The sequence below is a fragment of the Mesorhizobium sp. Ca11 genome, assembly GCF_020165275.1.
GTDB lineage: Bacteria > Pseudomonadota > Alphaproteobacteria > Rhizobiales > Rhizobiaceae > Mesorhizobium.
In genome coordinates this window covers 203,176-219,031 of sequence record NZ_JAIUHU010000004.1, presented here as the reverse complement: position 1 = coordinate 219,031, position 15,856 = coordinate 203,176, and the positions used below count along the sequence as shown (strand labels likewise).

15 protein-coding genes are annotated in these 15,856 nt (G+C 65.1%); 9 read left to right on the top strand and 6 right to left on the bottom strand.

All coding sequences use genetic code 11. The annotated features are described in order from the left end of the window. Positions 1–4 precede the first annotated feature (4 nt). The 7 genes from fdhF (at position 5) to LB538_RS09530 (ending at position 7,248) form a co-directional block, all read left to right on the top strand. Positions 5–2,917: a formate dehydrogenase subunit alpha gene (gene fdhF, locus LB538_RS09560; protein WP_224526901.1), complete on the top strand. Its 2,913-nt coding sequence runs from the start codon at positions 5–7 to the stop codon at positions 2,915–2,917. 144 nt (positions 2,918–3,061) lie between these two features. Next, the gene (fdhD, locus tag LB538_RS09555; RefSeq protein WP_224526906.1) at positions 3,062–3,892 is read left to right on the top strand and encodes a formate dehydrogenase accessory sulfurtransferase FdhD; all 831 of its coding nucleotides are present in this window, start codon (positions 3,062–3,064) and stop codon (positions 3,890–3,892) included. Further along, entirely contained in the window at positions 3,882–4,193 is a 312-nt protein-coding gene (locus LB538_RS09550; RefSeq protein ID WP_224526908.1) for a formate dehydrogenase subunit delta, read from the top strand. The genes fdhD and LB538_RS09550 overlap by 11 nt, the downstream gene beginning before the upstream one ends. 113 nt (positions 4,194–4,306) lie before the next feature. Beyond that, entirely contained in the window at positions 4,307–5,860 is a 1,554-nt protein-coding gene (locus LB538_RS09545; RefSeq protein WP_224526911.1) for an alpha/beta fold hydrolase, read from the top strand. 109 nt (positions 5,861–5,969) lie between these two features. Next, positions 5,970–6,443 carry a carboxymuconolactone decarboxylase family protein gene (locus LB538_RS09540; protein WP_224526914.1) on the top strand — a complete coding sequence of 158 codons (474 nt, stop codon included), beginning with the start codon at positions 5,970–5,972 and terminating at the stop codon, positions 6,441–6,443. An 85-nt stretch (positions 6,444–6,528) separates the two neighbouring features. Then, a complete protein-coding gene (locus LB538_RS09535) occupies positions 6,529–6,891 on the top strand; it encodes a nuclear transport factor 2 family protein (protein ID WP_027166011.1) in 363 nt (120 codons plus the stop codon). A gap of 42 nt (positions 6,892–6,933) precedes the next feature. Beyond that, positions 6,934–7,248 carry a hypothetical protein gene (locus LB538_RS09530; RefSeq protein WP_095766062.1) on the top strand — a complete coding sequence of 105 codons (315 nt, stop codon included), beginning with the start codon at positions 6,934–6,936 and terminating at the stop codon, positions 7,246–7,248. 183 nt (positions 7,249–7,431) lie between these two features. On the opposite strand, the gene LB538_RS09525 is transcribed toward LB538_RS09530, so the two are convergent. From LB538_RS09525 to LB538_RS09500, 6 genes are all read right to left on the bottom strand, one after another. After that, positions 7,432–8,859: a gamma-aminobutyraldehyde dehydrogenase gene (locus tag LB538_RS09525; RefSeq protein WP_224551436.1), complete on the bottom strand. Its 1,428-nt coding sequence runs from the start codon at positions 8,857–8,859 to the stop codon at positions 7,432–7,434. A 104-nt stretch (positions 8,860–8,963) separates the two neighbouring features. Then, complete coding sequence (locus tag LB538_RS09520) at positions 8,964–9,779, bottom strand: ABC transporter permease (protein WP_127227748.1); 816 nt, start codon at positions 9,777–9,779, stop codon at positions 8,964–8,966. Next, on the bottom strand, positions 9,769–10,734 hold the full coding sequence (locus LB538_RS09515; protein WP_224526921.1) for an ABC transporter permease: 966 nt from the start codon (positions 10,732–10,734) through the stop codon (positions 9,769–9,771). The genes LB538_RS09520 and LB538_RS09515 overlap by 11 nt, the downstream gene beginning before the upstream one ends. Positions 10,735–10,957: 223 nt before the next feature. Further along, positions 10,958–11,956, bottom strand: a complete 999-nt coding sequence (locus tag LB538_RS09510; RefSeq protein ID WP_224526922.1) for an ABC transporter ATP-binding protein — start codon at positions 11,954–11,956, stop codon at positions 10,958–10,960. Between the two features lie 182 nt (positions 11,957–12,138). Beyond that, positions 12,139–13,293 carry an ABC transporter substrate-binding protein gene (locus LB538_RS09505; RefSeq protein WP_140843908.1) on the bottom strand — a complete coding sequence of 385 codons (1,155 nt, stop codon included), beginning with the start codon at positions 13,291–13,293 and terminating at the stop codon, positions 12,139–12,141. A gap of 212 nt (positions 13,294–13,505) precedes the next feature. After that, positions 13,506–14,417 (bottom strand): LysR substrate-binding domain-containing protein, encoded by a 912-nt coding sequence (locus LB538_RS09500; RefSeq protein ID WP_224526924.1) that lies wholly within the window; start codon positions 14,415–14,417, stop codon positions 13,506–13,508. 90 nt (positions 14,418–14,507) lie between these two features. On the opposite strand from LB538_RS09500, the gene LB538_RS09495 reads away from it, so the two are divergent. Then, positions 14,508–14,957: an RrF2 family transcriptional regulator gene (locus tag LB538_RS09495; RefSeq protein ID WP_224526927.1), complete on the top strand. Its 450-nt coding sequence runs from the start codon at positions 14,508–14,510 to the stop codon at positions 14,955–14,957. After that, on the top strand, positions 14,947–15,843 hold the full coding sequence (locus tag LB538_RS09490; protein ID WP_224526928.1) for an NAD(P)/FAD-dependent oxidoreductase: 897 nt from the start codon (positions 14,947–14,949) through the stop codon (positions 15,841–15,843). The genes LB538_RS09495 and LB538_RS09490 overlap by 11 nt, the downstream gene beginning before the upstream one ends. Positions 15,844–15,856 lie beyond the last annotated feature (13 nt).

Sequence of the window (15,856 nt, the reverse complement as noted above, 5' to 3'; positions counted from 1 at the left end):
GCAGATGAACATCAAGGCCGACTTCCCGACACTCATCGAAGAGATCGACTACGGCACGCCGGAGTCGAAAGCGACGAAGCAGGTGACCCTGACAGTCGACGGGCAAAGCATCACCGTGCCGGAAGGCACCTCGATCATGCGCGCGGCCATGGAAGGCGGCGTCGAGATCCCGAAGCTCTGCGCTACCGATATGCTGGACTCCTTCGGCTCCTGCCGCGTCTGCCTGGTCGAGATCGAAGGACGCGGCGGCACGCCGGCCTCCTGCACCACGCCAGTCGGCGAAGGCATGGTGGTGCGCACGCAGTCCGACCGGCTCGACGCCATCCGCCGCGGCGTCATGGAACTCTATGTCTCCGACCATCCGATGGGCTGGAACGAAAAGGCCGGAACCGGCGCCAGCGAGTTCGACGCGGTGGCGAAGTCGGTCGGCCTCACCGAGAACCGCTATGGTGTCGAGGGCCGCAACCACGTCAAGGAAGAAGGCGGCGTCGCGCCCGGCCACGGCTCGCTGGCGGTCGACTACATCGCCCGCGACGAATCCAATCCCTATTTCACCTATGATCCGGCACAGTGCATCGTCTGCTCGCGCTGCGTGCGCGCCTGCGAGGAGGTGCAGGGCACCTTCGCGCTGACCATCGAGGGCCGCGGCTTCGAATCGCGCATGGTCGCCGGCATGCATGAGGACTTCATCGCTTCCGAATGCGTGTCCTGCGGCGCCTGCGTGCAGGCCTGCCCGACCGACGCGCTGCGCGAGAAGACCGTGCTCGAGAAGGGCATGCCGGAGCGCTCGGCCGTCACCACCTGCGCCTATTGCGGCGTCGGCTGCTCGTTCAAGGCCGAGGTCAAGGATGACGAGGTCATCCGCATGATGCCCTACAAGGACGGCAAGGCGAACCACGGCCATAGCTGCGTCAAGGGCCGTTTCGCCTATGGCTATGCCACGCACAAGGACCGCATCCTGTCGCCGATGGTCCGCGAGAAGATCACCGATCCGTGGCGCGAAGTGACCTGGGAAGAGGCGATCGCCCATACGGCGAAGGAATTCCGCCGCATCCAGTATCAGTATGGACGCACGGCAATCGGCGGCATCACGTCCTCGCGCTGCACGAATGAGGAGACCTATCTCGTCCAGAAGCTGGTGCGGCAGGGCTTCCGCAACAACAACGTCGACACCTGCGCGCGCGTCTGCCACTCGCCGACCGGCTACGGGCTCGGCCAGACCTACGGCACCTCGGCAGGCACGCAGGATTTCGATTCGGTCGAATTCACCGACGTCGCCGTCATCATCGGCGCCAATCCGGCTTCCGCCCACCCGGTGTTCGCCTCGCGGCTGAAGAAGCGGCTGCGCCAGGGCGCCAAGCTGATCGTGCTTGATCCGCGCCGCACCGAAATGGTCAAGTCGGCGCATATCGAAGCCGACTACCACCTGCCCTTGAAGCCCGGCACCAATGTGGCGGTGCTGACGGCGCTGGCGCATGTCATCGTCACCGAAGGCCTGTTCGACGAGGCGTTCATCCGCGAGCGCTGCGACTGGGCCGAGTTCCAGGACTGGGCATCCTTCGTCGCCCTGCCGGAAAACAGCCCCGAAACCGTCGGCAAGCTCTCGGGCGTCGATCCGGAGCTGATCCGGGGTGCCGCGCGCATGTACGCCAAGGGCGGCAATGGCGCGATCTATTACGGCCTCGGCGTGACGGAGCACAGCCAGGGCTCCACTACGGTGATCGCCATCGCCAACCTCGCCATGGCCACGGGCAATATCGGCCGTCCGGGCGTCGGCGTGAACCCGCTACGCGGCCAGAACAACGTGCAGGGCTCCTGCGACATGGGCTCGTTCCCGCATGAATTGCCGGGCTACCGCCACATCTCGGGCGAAGCGGTGCGCGATATCTATGAGAGCCTGTGGGGCGTGAAGCTGGACGACGAGCCGGGCCTGCGCATCCCCAACATGCTGGACGCCGCCGTCGACGGCTCGTTCAAGGGCATCTACATCCAGGGCGAGGACATCCTGCAGTCCGATCCCGACACCAAGCATGTCGCCGGCGGCCTCGCCGCGATGGAATGCGTGGTCGTGCACGACCTCTTCCTCAACGAGACGGCGAACTACGCGCATGTCTTCCTGCCGGGTTCGACCTTCCTCGAGAAGGACGGCACCTTCACCAATGCCGAGCGCCGCATCAACATGGTGCGCAAGGTCATTGAGCCGAAGGCGCGCTATGCCGACTGGGAAGCGACGCAGGAGCTTGCCCGCGCCATCGGGCTCGACTGGAACTATACCCATCCCTCGCAGATCATGGACGAGATCGCCCAGACGACGCCGAGCTTCGCCGGCGTCTCGTTCGAGCTGCTCGACCGCGTCGGCTCGGTGCAGTGGCCATGTAACGAGAAGGCGCCGCTCGGCACGCCGATCATGCATGTCGACGGCTTCGTGCGCGGCAAGGGCAAGTTCATCCGCACCGAATATGTGGCGACGGACGAGCGGACCGGTCCGCGCTATCCGCTGCTGCTCACCACCGGCCGTATCCTGTCGCAATACAATGTCGGCGCGCAGACAAGGCGCACCGAAAACGTCGCGTGGCATGCCGAGGACCGGCTGGAGATCCATCCGCACGACGCCGAGGTCCGCGGCCTCCGCGACGGCGACTGGGTGCGGCTGGCGAGTCGCTCCGGCGAAACCACGCTGCGCGCGCTGATCACCGACCGCGTCTCGCCCGGTGTCGTCTACACGACCTTCCACCACCCGGACACGCAGGCCAACGTCATCACGACCGACTTCTCGGACTGGGCGACCAACTGTCCGGAATACAAGGTCACCGCCGTGCAGGTGGCGCCGTCCAACGGTCCGACCGATTGGCAGAAGGACTATAACGAGCAGGCCAAGCAGAGCCGGCGCATCGCCCCGCTGCAGGCGGCGGAGTAGGTGTGTCGAGGCAAGAGCTTCAATCTTGACGGCTGATCGACCCTCACTCCATCGAGCTTCGCTCGACACCTCTCCCCCGATCGACGGGGGAGAGGAAAGGCGCGAGTTGCTGCGAAGGGTGGGCAGTGCAGGGAGGCGCGCCTCGTGACGAAAGAACGTCCCGCCATTTCCCAGATCTCTCGCCTCGCGCATCGCGCCGGCGGCACCGCGGCCGCGAATCGCATGGTGCCGGAAGAGACGCCGGTGGCGTTCTCCTATGCCGGCACGACGCATGCGGTGATGATGGCGAGCCCCGCCGATTTCGAGGATTTCGCGCTCGGCTTCTCGCTGACCGAAGGCATCATTGCCGGCCCGGCAGAGATCGAGGCGATCGAGGTCGAGGATCTCGGCGCCGGCATCGACATCCAGATACGGCTCAAGGACAAGGCCAACACGCGCTTCCAGGCGCGGCGGCGCAGGCTGGCCGGGCCGGTCGGCTGCGGGCTGTGCGGCATCGAATCCATCGAGGAGGCGATGCGCTCGGTCGACGCCGTTGGTGCATCGCGACTTACGCTTCAATCTGACGATATAACAAGCGCCGTCCGCCTGCTGTCGAAGCAGCAGCCGCTGCACAAAGAGACCGGCGCAGTGCATGCCGCCGGCTTCTACGTTCCAGGCAAGGGCATCGTCATGGCGCGCGAGGATGTCGGCCGTCACAACGCGCTGGACAAGCTGGCCGGCGCGCTGGCCAGGGCCGGCATCGACGGTGCGAGCGGCGCCGTCGTGGTGACGTCGCGCGTCTCGGTGGAGATGGTGCAGAAGACGGCCGCCATCGGCGCCGCGATCATCATGGCGGTTTCGGCGCCGACCGCGCTCGCCATCCGCACGGCCGAGGCTGCCGGCATGACGCTGGTGGCGCTGGTTCGCGGCGACGATTTCGATGTTTTTACCCACCCTGAACGGGTGGCTTCCGGAGTTGCCAAGCATGTCGCATGACGAAGACCACATCACCAGCACCAGGGAGAAGCTGGTGCGCATGGCCAACCAGATCGCCACCTTCTTCCATTCGAAACCGCGCGAGGAAGGCATTGCCGGCGTTGCCGAGCACATCAACAAGTTCTGGGAGCCGCGGATGCGGCGCCAGTTCTTCGAGATGCTCGACGCCGGCACCGAGAATTTCGACGAGCTCGTGGTCGCCGCCTCGGCCAAGATCAAGCGGCCGATCAGCCCCGCGGAGGCCGACATGAAGCTTGGTCTTACGGCCTTCCCGGCAGATGTCGCCGCTTCGCAAAAATAGCGTAGTGACCGGGCGGTCTTATATTTCTTTCTCCTAAAATTTAAGCTGCCGCTATCCGCGCGGCTCTGCTATGTTTGACGATCGGAAAATCGTCGGGCCGGGCGGAAGAACTCGTGAGGCCGATCGAGACGCGATATGCCCGCAGCGGGGACGTGCGGATCGCCTATCAGGTGGTCGGCCAAGGCGCGTTCGATCTTGTGTTCGTGCCGGGCTTCATCTCCAATCTCGACCTGCACTGGGAAGACGAAGGCTACAGCCGCCTGTTGAAACGGCTTTCGGCTTTCTCGCGGCTCATCCTGTTCGACAAGCGCGGCACCGGGCTCTCCGACCGTGTCGATGCCCGTCATCTGCCGAGCTTAGAGGCCCGCATGGACGACGTGCGCGCGGTGATGGACGCGGCCGGCAGCGGTCGGGCGGCGATCCTCGGCGCCTCGGAAGGCGCGCCTATGGCGATGCTGTTCGCCGCCACCTATCCGGAGCGGACGCGCGCGCTGGTGCTTTATGGCGGCTATGCGCATTTCCACAAATGGGTGATGCCGCCGGAGCGGCTGGAGGCCTTCATCGAGACGGCGGAGACGTCGTGGGGCACCGGCGCCACCTTGCCCAATTTCGCGCCTGGCCGGGTCGACGATGCGCATTTCGCCCAGTGGTGGGCCCGGTTCGAGCGGCTGTCGGCGAGCCCGACCGCCGTGGCAGCCCTTGCCCGCATGAACGCCGACATCGATGTGCGCGGCATCCTGGCGATGATCAGCGCGCCGACGCTGATCATCCATCGCCGCAACGACGTCCGTGTCGATCCTGACGCCAGCCGTTTCCTGGCGAAGAAGATCCCGCATGCCCGGCTGGTCGAGATAGCCGGGCGCGATCATCCGATCTGGACCGGCGATGTCGATCGCGTTGCCGACCTGATCGAGGAATGCCTCACCGGTGAGCCCGCGGTGGCCGATACCGAGCGCGTGCTGGCGGCGCTGCTGGTGACGCGCATCTACGACACGGCCAGGCTCGGCGATCGCATGTGGAGCGAGCGCAGCCAGCGCTTCCAGGAAACCTGGCGGCTTCTTGTCGGCCGCCATGGCGGCCGCACGGCCGGCACGCATAGCGAATTGATGATGTCGCGCTTCGATGGGCCGGCGCGCGCCGTGCGCTGCGCCGCGGCATTGCGCGAGGCGGCGCAGCAGATCGGCGTGGCGAGCGCGCAAGGCGTGCATGTCGGCGAGATCGAAATGCGCGGCCAGCCGGTCGGGCTGACCGCGCGAGTGACGATGCAGCTCGCCACGCATGCCGGGCGCGGCGACATCCTCGCCTCACGGCTGGTCGCCGATCTCGCAACAGGCTCCGGCCTGCATTTCGTCGATGCCGGCCGCGTCAGCCTCGACGAGCTGGATGAGCCCATGCCGGCGGTTCTGGCGACGTCGGAGCAGCATCTGGAGCCCGCCTGCCGGCCCAGGGCCAGGCCGGCCGAGCCGCCCGCGCTGACGGCGCGCGAGAGCGAGGTGGTGAACCTGATCGCCGATGGCAAGAGCAATGCGGCGATCGCCGCCGAGCTCAGCCTCAGCGAGCACACGGTCAAGCGGCACGTCGCCAACATTCTATTGAAGCTCGATCTGCCGTCGCGGGCGGCGGCGGCGGCATTTTCGGCGAGGCACACTGGCCCGGACGGGCCATGAGAGCCATGGCGCTTTCGGGGGAAGCGCCGGGGCTGCCACAAGCGATACCAATTCACCCCATGCAGGCCGGGCGATGTCGCCGAAAGGGCGCTGCGAAATGGAGGATGAAATGCTGAAACTCAATCGCAAGATCGGATTGCTGGCATTCGCCGCGGGCGCATTGCTGGCCATCACTCCGGCGCATGCCGAAGACGCTTCGGCCAGCGCCGCCTACAAGGACATCCAGGCCACCCTCGGCTCGGTGCCCGACATGTTCAAGACCTTGCCGGACGTCGCGGTCGCCGGCGCCTGGGCCGAGATCAAGGGCGTGCAGCTCAACCCCAAGACCGCGCTCGACGGCAAGACCAAGGAGCTGCTGGGCCTTGCGGTCGCCGCGCAGATTCCCTGCCAGTACTGCATCTATTTCCACACCGAGGCCGCCAAGCTCAACGGCGCGAGCGACGAGGAAATCAAGGAGGCGGTGGCCATGGCGGCGATCGTGCGCCACTGGTCGACGATGCTCAACGGCAGCCAGGTCGACCTGGCGACCTTCAAGAAACAGACAGACGACGTGTTCGCGGCCGTCAAGGCCAAGTCGCAGTGAACGAAATCCCTGCCCGACGATGATCGCCGGGCAGTCCTTCCCTCGTCAACAGCCCGATCGAGAAGACGGGCACATGGAGGATGACATGCTGACCAAGACACAGACAGTGGACGGCGCGGCGATCAAGAAGGCGATCGAAGGCCGTGACGGCAAGCTCCTGTCGAGCTTCTACAATGACGACGCGCTGGTGCGGGTGATCGACCGCAACAATCCGCCGAGCAAGCCGCGCGAGATCCGCGGCCGGGCGGCGATCAGCACCTTCTGGGACGATATCTGCAGCCGGGCGATGACCCACAAGGTCGACACCACGATCGCCGAGGGCGACAGCCTCGCCTTCACCCAGGCCTGCGCCTATCCGGACGGCACGAAGGTGTTCTGCGCGGCGATGCTGGAATTGAAGAACGGCCGTATCGCACGCCAGACCGTCGTGCAGGCTTGGGACGAATAGATCAACCGCGGGCTCAACCGCAAATCAGGGAGGAGAACCAAAATGTTCAGCGCCAGATGGCAGATCGACGCCAAGTTCGGTCACAAGCAGACCGCGCTCGAGCTGATGCGCAAATGGGAGCGTGAGATCGGGTCGCAGGTCGGGCTCGCCGACATGAAGTTCCAACTCATGACCGGTTCCGTGGGCGCGCGCGAAGCGACGATCGAGGCGCACCACCAGGTCGAAAGCCTGGCCCAGTTGGAGGAGTTCTTCGCCAAGATCGCCAAGATCGATGCGCATGCCAAATGGGGCAAGGAGCTGGAGCCCTATGTGGTGTCGGGCACCAGCAAATGGACGATCTTCCGGATCGTGGAGTAGTGGCCTGAGCGCCGCCCGGCCTTCTCCCCTTGTGGGAGAAGGTGGCTCGGCGCGCCGCGCCGAGACGGATGAGGGGTGCTCCAGCTTGGCGCCAAGCTACCCCTCACCCGGATTGCCATCCGATTTGCGAAGAGCAAATCGGGGCAATCCGACCTCTCCCACAAGGGGAGAGGTAAAGGGAGCCTACCCATGCGCCACCATCACATGCCGCACGGCGGTGTAATCCTCCAGTGCGTAGAGCGACATGTCCTTGCCGTAGCCGGACTGCTTCAATCCGCCATGCGGCATCTCGTTGGTCAGCATGAAATGCGTGTTGATCCAGGTGCAGCCATATTGCAGGCGGGCGGCGGTCGCCATGGCGCGCGAGACATCCTTGGTCCACACCGACGAGGCCAGGCCGTAGTCGCTGTCGTTCGCCCAGCTCACCGCCTCGTCGACATCCGCGAAGCGGGTGACCGAAACGACCGGACCGAACACCTCGCGGCGCACGATCTCGTCCTCCTGCAGCGCACCGGCGACGACCGTCGGCTGGTAATAGAAGCCGGAGCCTTCGCCCGGCTTGCCGCCGGTGGTGATCTCGATGTGCTTCAGTTCCGAAGCGCGCTCGACGAAGCTCGACACACGGTCGCGCTGGCGACGCGAGATCAACGGTCCGATCTCATTGTCCGTATCGTCCGGCTGATTGTACCTGATGGTCGAGACAGCCGAGGAGAGGTCGGCGACGAGCTTGTCATAGATCTTCTTGCCGGCATAGATGCGGCAGGCGGCGGTGCAGTCCTGGCCGGCATTGTAATAGCCGAAGGCGCGCAGGCCGTTGACTACGGCGCCGAGGTCGGCGTCGTCGAAGACGATGACAGGCGCCTTGCCGCCGAGCTCCAGATGCGTGCGCTTGACCGACTTGGCGGCTGCCTGCAGCACCTTCTTGCCGGTGGCGACGTCGCCGGTGATCGAGATCATGTTGACCTTAGGGTGGTTGATCAGCGTGTTGCCGACGCTGTCGCCGCGGCCGAGCACGACATTGACGACGCCCTCGGGCAGCACCTCGGCGAGGATCTTCGCCAGCTTCAAAGCCGTCAGCGGCGTCTGCTCCGACGGCTTGAAGACCACCGTGTTGCCGCCGCCGATCGCCGGGGCCAGCTTCCAGGCCATCATCATCAGTGGATAATTCCAGGGCGCGATGGAAGCGACGATGCCGATCGGGTCGCGCCGCACCATCGAGGTGTGGCCTGGAATATACTCGCCGGCAACCTGGCCCGGCATCGAGCGCACCGCGCCGGCGAAGAACCGGTAGCAGTCGACGATCGCCGGAAGCTCGTCCTTGAGCACGGCATTGATCGGCTTGCCGCAGTTCAGCGCCTCGAGCGCGGCGAACTCCTTCGCTTCGGCTTCGATGCGGTCGGCGATCTTGAGCATGTAGCCCGAGCGCCGCGCCGGCGTGGTGCGCGACCAACTGACGAACGCCTGTTCGGCGGCCCTGACGGCAGCCTCGATCTGCGCCGGACTCGCCTCCGGCAGGTTGAAGATGGTCGCCCCGGTCTTCGGATTGAGGATCGGCTCCTCGGCCTCGGTGCCCTTCTCGAATTTCGAGCCGATCAGCATTTGGGTGTCCATTGGATTTCTCCCTTAACAGGAGCGAATAGGGAGTAGCGAATGGCGAGTAGGGTTGGGCCATCGATTTCCCTATTCGCTATTCGCTACTCCCTATTCGCTGTTTTTCATTTTCCACTGCCCGCAATCTGATCGCCGTCGCGGGTCAGGTAATAGGCAAAGAGGATCGGCAGCAGCGTCACCAGCACGACGACCATGGCCACGACATTGGTGACCGGGCGCTGGCGCGGGCGGATCAGTTCCTCCAGCATCCAGATCGGCACGGTCTGCTGTTGGCCGGCGGTGAAGGTGGTGACGATGACCTCGTCGAAGGACAGCGCGAAAGCGAGCATGCCGCCGGCAAGCAGCGCGGTTGCGATGTTCGGCAACACGACATGCCGGAAGGTCTGAAAACCGTCGGCGCCGAGATCCATCGAGGCTTCGATCATCGAGCCCGACGTGCGGCGGAAGCGGGCGACGGCGTTGTTGTAGACGACGACCACGCAAAAGGTCGCGTGGCCGAGCACGATCGTCCAGAACGAGAACGGGATATCGGCGAGCGCGAAGGCCGAGCGCAGCGCGATGCCGGTGATGATGCCGGGCAGCGCGATCGGCAGGATGACCAGCAGAGAGATGGCCTCGCGGCCGAAGAAGCGCGTCTGCGAGACGGCCGCGGCGCAGAGCGTGCCGAGCACCAGCGCGATCGCCGTCGAGATGGCGGCGACGCGGACCGACAGCGACAGCGCATCCCATACGTCCGGTCGGTTCCAGGTGACGGCGAACCATTGCGTGGTCAGTCCCGGCGGCGGCCAGACGAAACTCTTCTCCTCCGTCGTGAAGGCGTAGACGAAGATCAGCAGGATCGGCAGGTGCAGGAAGAGCAAGCCGCAGGCGGCGGCGATCTTCAGGCCGAGCGGAGCGGATTGACCACGGTCAGAGCGCATCGAAAGCCCCCATGCGCTTGGCGCCCCAGAGGTAGAAGCCCATGATGACGATGGGCACCACGGTGAAGGCGGCGGCCAAAGGAATGTTGCCGGCGGTGCCCTGCTGCGAATAGACGGCCTGGCCGATGAAGAGGCGCGAGGTGCCGATGATCTGCGGGATGATGTAGTCGCCGAGCGTCAGCGAGAAGGTGAAGATCGACCCGGCGACGATGCCGGGCAGCGCCAGCGGGAACAGCACGTTGCGGAAGGTCTGGCCGGGCGAGGCGCCGAGATCTGACGAAGCCTCGACCAGATTGCCGGGCACGCGCTCGAGCGCCGCCTGAACGGGGAGGATCATGAAAGGCAGCCAGACATAGACGAAGACGATGAAGGTGCCGGTGAAAGAGACCGACAGCGAATTGCCACCGACGATGGGCAGCGACAGCCAGCCGTCGAGCAGCCACAGAAGGTTCAGCTTGGCGAGCAGCCAGGTGAGGATGCCTTCCTTGGCCAGGATCAGCTTCCAGGCATAGATCTTGACCAGGTAGCTCGACCACAGCGGCAGCATGACGCCGAGATAGAACAGCGCCTTCCAGCGGCCGCGCGCATAGCGCGCCGCATAATAGGCGATGGGGAAAGCAATGATCGCCGAAGCAAGCGTGACCAGCGCCGCCATCGTCACCGTGCGCAGGATGATGTCGAGATTGGCGGCCTGAAACAGGTCGCCATAGGTCTTCAGCGTGAACTGGCGATTGATGAGGCCGGAGAACTCGTCGATCGAGAAGAAGCTCTGCAGGAGCAGCGCAAACAGCGAGCCGATATAGACGATGCCCAGCCACAGAAGCGGCGGCAGCAACATGAGCAGCAGCAGGAGTTTTGGGCGGCGCCAGAAGAGGTCGGAGAACGCGCCGCGCATGCCGCCGCTGCCCGGCAGGATGGCGGGTGTGGGGTTGGATTGAACAGCGGCGATGGTCATGGCGCCGCCGCGTGTTGAACGGGATCAGGGGAGAGGCCGAGATCCTTCGCGCCCCTCTCTTTCCTGCCGGACATCTCCCCCTCTAGGGGGGAGATTGGATGTCGCGTCGGGTTTCGCCAATTGCCAACGTGACAGGATTGGCGAGGCCGAGAAACTGCTGATCTCCCCCCTAGAGGGGGAGATGGCCGGCAGGCCAGAGGGGGGCGCCTCGCGCAAACCTTGCTCATGCCGGCTCGTCCATCAGATGCAGGCTGTCGCGGTTGAAGGTCAGCATCACCGCCTCGCCCTCGGCCGGCAGCGCCATTCCCGCCGGCACCACCGCATGCAGCCTCAGCCCGTCGGCATCGAGCGCGAGCCTGGTCGTCGCGCCGAGATAATTGGTCCCGACCAGGCGGGCGGCAACGCCGTCGCCGCTTGCCGCGCTTGAAACGCGGATCGACTCCGGGCGCAGGCTGCCCCAGCGGTGCTGGCCGGAATAGCGCTGGACGAAATCCGGCGGCAGCACATTGGACGAGCCGACGAAATCGGCGACGAAGCGCGTGTTCGGCCGCTGGTAGATATCCTCCGGCGTGCCGACCTGCATGATCTTGCCGTCGTTGAAGACGGCGACGCGATCGGCCATGGACAGCGCCTCGCCCTGGTCGTGGGTGACGAAGACAAAGGTGATGCCGAGCACTTTCTGCAGCGACTTCAACTCCTCCTGCATGTTCTCGCGCAGCTTGAGGTCGAGCGCGCCGAGCGGCTCGTCGAGCAAAAGCACCTTGGGCTGGTTGACCAGTGCACGCGCCAACGCAACGCGCTGGCGCTGGCCGCCGGAGAGCTGGCCGGGACGGCGCGCGCCGTAGCCCGGCAGGCGCACCAGCGAAAGCGCTTCCTCGGCCGCCTTCAGCCGCTCGGCCTTGCGGACACCCTTGACCATCAGGCCGTAGGCGACGTTGTCGAGCACATTGAGATGCGGAAACAGCGCATAGTCCTGGAAGACGGTGTTGACGTTGCGGCGATAGGGCGGAACGCCTTCGGCGCGCTCGCCGAAGATGGAGATCGAGCCCGTCGTCGGCTGCTCGAAGCCGGCGATCAGCCTGAGGCACGTCGTCTTGCCGGAACCGGACGGACCCAGCATGGCGAAGAACTCGCCGGGCACGATGTCGAGATCGACAGCGTCGACGGCGCGCACGCTGCCGAAATGGCGCGAGACTTGTTTGAAGGAAACGGCAGAGGTCATGGGCCCAGTCAGTTCAGTTGCCGGTTAAACGAAGGCGAGTTCGCACGGCGCCCTGCCTCCCCTCGATGGGGGAGGTCGCGGCGAAGCCGCGGGTGGGGGTGGTTGGCGCCAATGTCGATGCCGACCCCCACCCCGACGCTACGCGTCGACCCTCCCCACAAGAAGGAGGGTAAGGGAGGAGCTCACCGGCCGCCGATGACGCCGATATAGTCAGACACCCAGCGGTAATAAGGCACGCACTGGTCATTCTGGCTGGCGCATTTCGACACCGGCGTCTTCCAGAACTTGATCTTGTCGAAATTATCGTAGCCGTTGGTCTTGCAGCCCTCGTCGCCGAGCAGCTCGTTGCCCTTGCAGGCGGCGGGCACGACGGGCAGCGAGCCGAACCAGGCCGAAACGTCGCCCTGGACCTTCGGCGACAGCGAATGCTCGAGCCACATATAGGCGCAGTTCGGATGGGCGGCGTCGGCTTCCATCATGGTGGTGTCGGCCCAGCCGGTGACGCCCTCTTCCGGCACGGTCGAGGCGACCGGCTTCTTGGCGGCGACCAGCGTATTGACCTGATAGGGCCATGAGCCGGAAGCGACCACGCCCTCGTTCTGGAAGTCGTCGACCTGGATCGCGGCATCGTGCCAGTAGCGGCCGACCAGCGTGCGCTGCGTGCGCAAGAGCTCGAGCGCCGCCTTGTACTGGTCCTCGTTGAGCTCGTAAGGGTCCTTGATGCCGAGTTCCGGCTTGTGGAACATCAAATAGTTGGCGGCGTCGGCGATATGGATCGGCCCGTCATAGGCCTGGACGCGACCTTTGTTCGACTTGCCGTCGGGCAGCTTCATCTCCTCGAAGACGACGTTCCAGCTCTTGGGCGCTTCCTTGAAGACTTCGGTGTTGTACATCAGGATGTTCGGACCCCACTGGTAGGGAACGCCGTAATGCACCTTGTCGACGGTGAACCAGGGCGCGTCCTTCAGCCGGTCGTCGACGGTCTTCCAGCTCGGGATGAGATCGGTGTTGATCGGCTGCACGCGCTTGCCGGCAACGAGGCGCAGCGATGCATCGCCCGAAGCGGTGACCAGGTCGAAGCCGCCCTCGTTCATCAGGGAGACCATTTCGTCCGAGGTGTTGGCGGTCTTGACGTTGACCTTGCAGCCGCTTTCCTTCTCGAAAGCCGTCACCCAGTCGTAATTCTTGTCGGTCTCGCCGCGCTCGATATAGCCGGGCCAGGCAACGATGTTGACCTCGCCCTCGCCCTTGCCGAGTTCCTTGACCTGGGCCATGGCCTGACCGGAAAAAGTCAGCGCGACAGTCAGCGCCGTGCACGACTTCAGGAATGCATTCATCATCGATCTCCCATTGCTAGGGGCAGCAGCGCTCTCAGGGCGCGGCTTTGTTCCCTGAGCGAAAGGTGCTTTGAAAAATCCGGTTTCGCAAATTCATTTATCAGAAGGCCGATATCGGTTTTACCGATACTTGTTTGACGCAATTCCAGACGGAAGGCTAGGGCGAAGTCGCCGAACCCAACCGCTCCACACTTTTCCTGGAACTGCTCTTTTCAGGGCCGCTGGCGCACCATGCGCTGCGACTGCGCGAGGCCGATGAAATCGCGAGCCGCCTGCGGCAGGGCGGAGCCGCGACGCCACACCGTGCCGACCTGGACCACCGGCAGCGAGCCGGAAACGTCGCGCGATTCGATGCGGTCGCCTTCCAGCGACCAGGGCCTGTAGACGAGGTCGGGCAGCAGCGCCACGCCGGCGCCGGTGGCGACCAGGCTGCGCACCGCCTCGACCGAGCGGGTGCGGAAGGCGACATGCGGCCTGGCGCCGATCGCCGACAGCAGCTTGCCGGTGTTCTCCTCGATCTCGTCGACCGTGAGCATGATCAGCGGCTCGGAGACGATGTCATTGACCCCGATGATGTCGGCGCTGGCGAGCCTGTGGCTGAGCGGAATCCACAGCCTGTAGGCCGAGACTTCCAGGATTTCCGACTGCAGCGCCGTGCGGTCGCGCAGGTTGGACGTCACCATGACGGCGATGTCGAGCTTGCCGCCGACCAAAAGGTGCTCGAGATAATCGCCATTGTCCTCGATTGCCGAGACCTCGACGCCGGGATAGGCGCGCCGGTAGCGGGCGAGCAGGTCGGATAGGACATAGCCGGCGACCAGCGAGGTGACGCCGAGTTGCAGCCGCCCGCCGGCGGCGGCCTGCTCGCTGGAGAAAGAGCGGCGCGCGTCGGAAACGTCGGCCAGGATCTTGGTCGCGTGGCGCAGGAACTGATGGCCCTTGTGGGTGATGTTGAGGCCACGTGGGTGGCGCTCGAAGAGTTCGACGCCGAGATCGCTCTCCAGTTCCTTGATCGCCTCGGTGACCGAGGACTGGGAAATCGACAGGTTCTGCGCGGCGCCCGAGACAGTGCCCTGCTCGGCGACGGCGACGAAGTACTGCAATTGGCGGATGGTGAAAGCCATGGCCGGACTAAACACCGGCCAACGTGGCGTTGGGAAGTGGGGCAAGCTCCGAAACTTGACCACCTTCCGATTCGTAACTAACTAAGTTACATGAAACGCAACAGCCGACTGTCCTCGACCCTGCATATCCTCGTTCATATGGCCGACGCCCCCGAGCGGGCACTGACCTCCGAACGGCTTGCCGGCTTCATCCACACCAACCCGGTGGTGGTGCGCCGCACCATTGCCGGGCTGCGGGAGGCCGGCATCGTCAGCTCGTCGCGCGGCCATGGCGGCGGCTGGCAACTCGGCCGCGCGCCGGACAAGATCTCGCTGGCCGAGATCAGCGGCGCGCTCGGCGAGACGCTGTTGCCGTTCAGCACCGAACCGGAAAGTCCCGGATGCCTAGTCGAGCAGGCGGTGATCGCCGTGCTCGACGATTTTCGCCTGGAGGCGGAAAGGCTGCTCACTGAGCGGCTCAGCCATATCACGCTGGCCGACCTGACGGCCGATTTCCGCCGCCGTTATGACCTCATTGGAGTATCCAGCCATGCAGTATGATGTGATCGTCGTCGGCGGCAGCTTTGCCGGCCTGTCCGCCGCCATGTATGCGGCGCGCGGGCGGCGCAAGGTGCTGGTGATCGATGCCGGCGAGCCGCGGAATCGATTTGCCGAACATTCGCACGGCTTCTTCGGCCAGGACGGACGGGCGCCGGCAGACATTCTCGGCGAGGCCAGGGCACAGCTGCTTGCCTATCCCGCCGTCACGATGATCGAGGGCCGCGCCGAGCGGGCCGCCATTGCCGGCACTGGATTCGAGGTTCGGATGGACGATGGCGAGCGTTTCGGTGCGACGCGGCTGGTGCTGGCCACCGGCGTCCGGGACATCCTGCCGGACGTTCCAGGACTTGCCGCGCATTGGGGCAAGACGGTGCTGCATTGCCCTTATTGCCACGGCTACGAGGTGGCCGGCGGGCCGCTCGGCGTGCTGGCGACCGGACCGATGTCGCTGCACCAGGCCGAGCTGATCTCCGACTGGGGCGACGTCACGCTGTTCGCCGACGGTTTGTTCGAACCGGACGCTGACCAGGCGCGGATATTGGAGAAGCGCAACATCCGGTTCGAGCCGGGCAAGGTGAGCGAAGTGCAGAACGACGGGTCCGGCGGTCTGGTCGTCAAGCTCGACGGCAATCGCAGCGCGAGCGTGCGGGCGCTGTTCACCGCGCCGCGCAACGTGATGGCAAGTCCGCTTGCCGAACAGCTTGGCTGCGCCTTCAACGAAGGCCCGCTCGGCAAGGCGGTCGTCGTGGACGACAAGCAGCAGACATCGGTGCCTGGCGTCTTCGCGGCAGGAGACGCCGCGCGCCTGATGCACAACATCGCCTTCGCGGTGTCGGGCGGCGCGATGGCCGGGGTTGCGGCGCACCAGTCGCTGGTGTTCGGCTAGCTCTTATCCCTTG

Bases quoted from the DNA above. Each gene is read 5' to 3' on its own strand.
- LB538_RS09530 (WP_095766062.1), top strand. From the start codon at position 6,934: ATGTTCAGCGCCAGATGGCAGATCGACGCCAAGTTCGGTCACAAGCAG.
- LB538_RS09505 (WP_140843908.1), bottom strand. From the start codon at position 13,293: ATGAATGCATTCCTGAAGTCGTGCACGGCGCTGACTGTCGCGCTGACT.
- LB538_RS09525 (WP_224551436.1), bottom strand. From the start codon at position 8,859: ATGGACACCCAAATGCTGATCGGCTCGAAATTCGAGAAGGGCACCGAG.
- LB538_RS09520 (WP_127227748.1), bottom strand. From the start codon at position 9,779: ATGCGCTCTGACCGTGGTCAATCCGCTCCGCTCGGCCTGAAGATCGCC.
- LB538_RS09510 (WP_224526922.1), bottom strand. From the start codon at position 11,956: ATGACCTCTGCCGTTTCCTTCAAACAAGTCTCGCGCCATTTCGGCAGC.
- LB538_RS09495 (WP_224526927.1), top strand. From the start codon at position 14,508: ATGAAACGCAACAGCCGACTGTCCTCGACCCTGCATATCCTCGTTCAT.
- LB538_RS09535 (WP_027166011.1), top strand. From the start codon at position 6,529: ATGCTGACCAAGACACAGACAGTGGACGGCGCGGCGATCAAGAAGGCG.
- LB538_RS09490 (WP_224526928.1), top strand. From the start codon at position 14,947: ATGCAGTATGATGTGATCGTCGTCGGCGGCAGCTTTGCCGGCCTGTCC.
- LB538_RS09540 (WP_224526914.1), top strand. From the start codon at position 5,970: ATGCTGAAACTCAATCGCAAGATCGGATTGCTGGCATTCGCCGCGGGC.
- fdhF (WP_224526901.1), top strand. From the start codon at position 5: ATGAACATCAAGGCCGACTTCCCGACACTCATCGAAGAGATCGACTAC.
- LB538_RS09500 (WP_224526924.1), bottom strand. From the start codon at position 14,417: ATGGCTTTCACCATCCGCCAATTGCAGTACTTCGTCGCCGTCGCCGAG.
- LB538_RS09515 (WP_224526921.1), bottom strand. From the start codon at position 10,734: ATGACCATCGCCGCTGTTCAATCCAACCCCACACCCGCCATCCTGCCG.
- LB538_RS09550 (WP_224526908.1), top strand. From the start codon at position 3,882: ATGTCGCATGACGAAGACCACATCACCAGCACCAGGGAGAAGCTGGTG.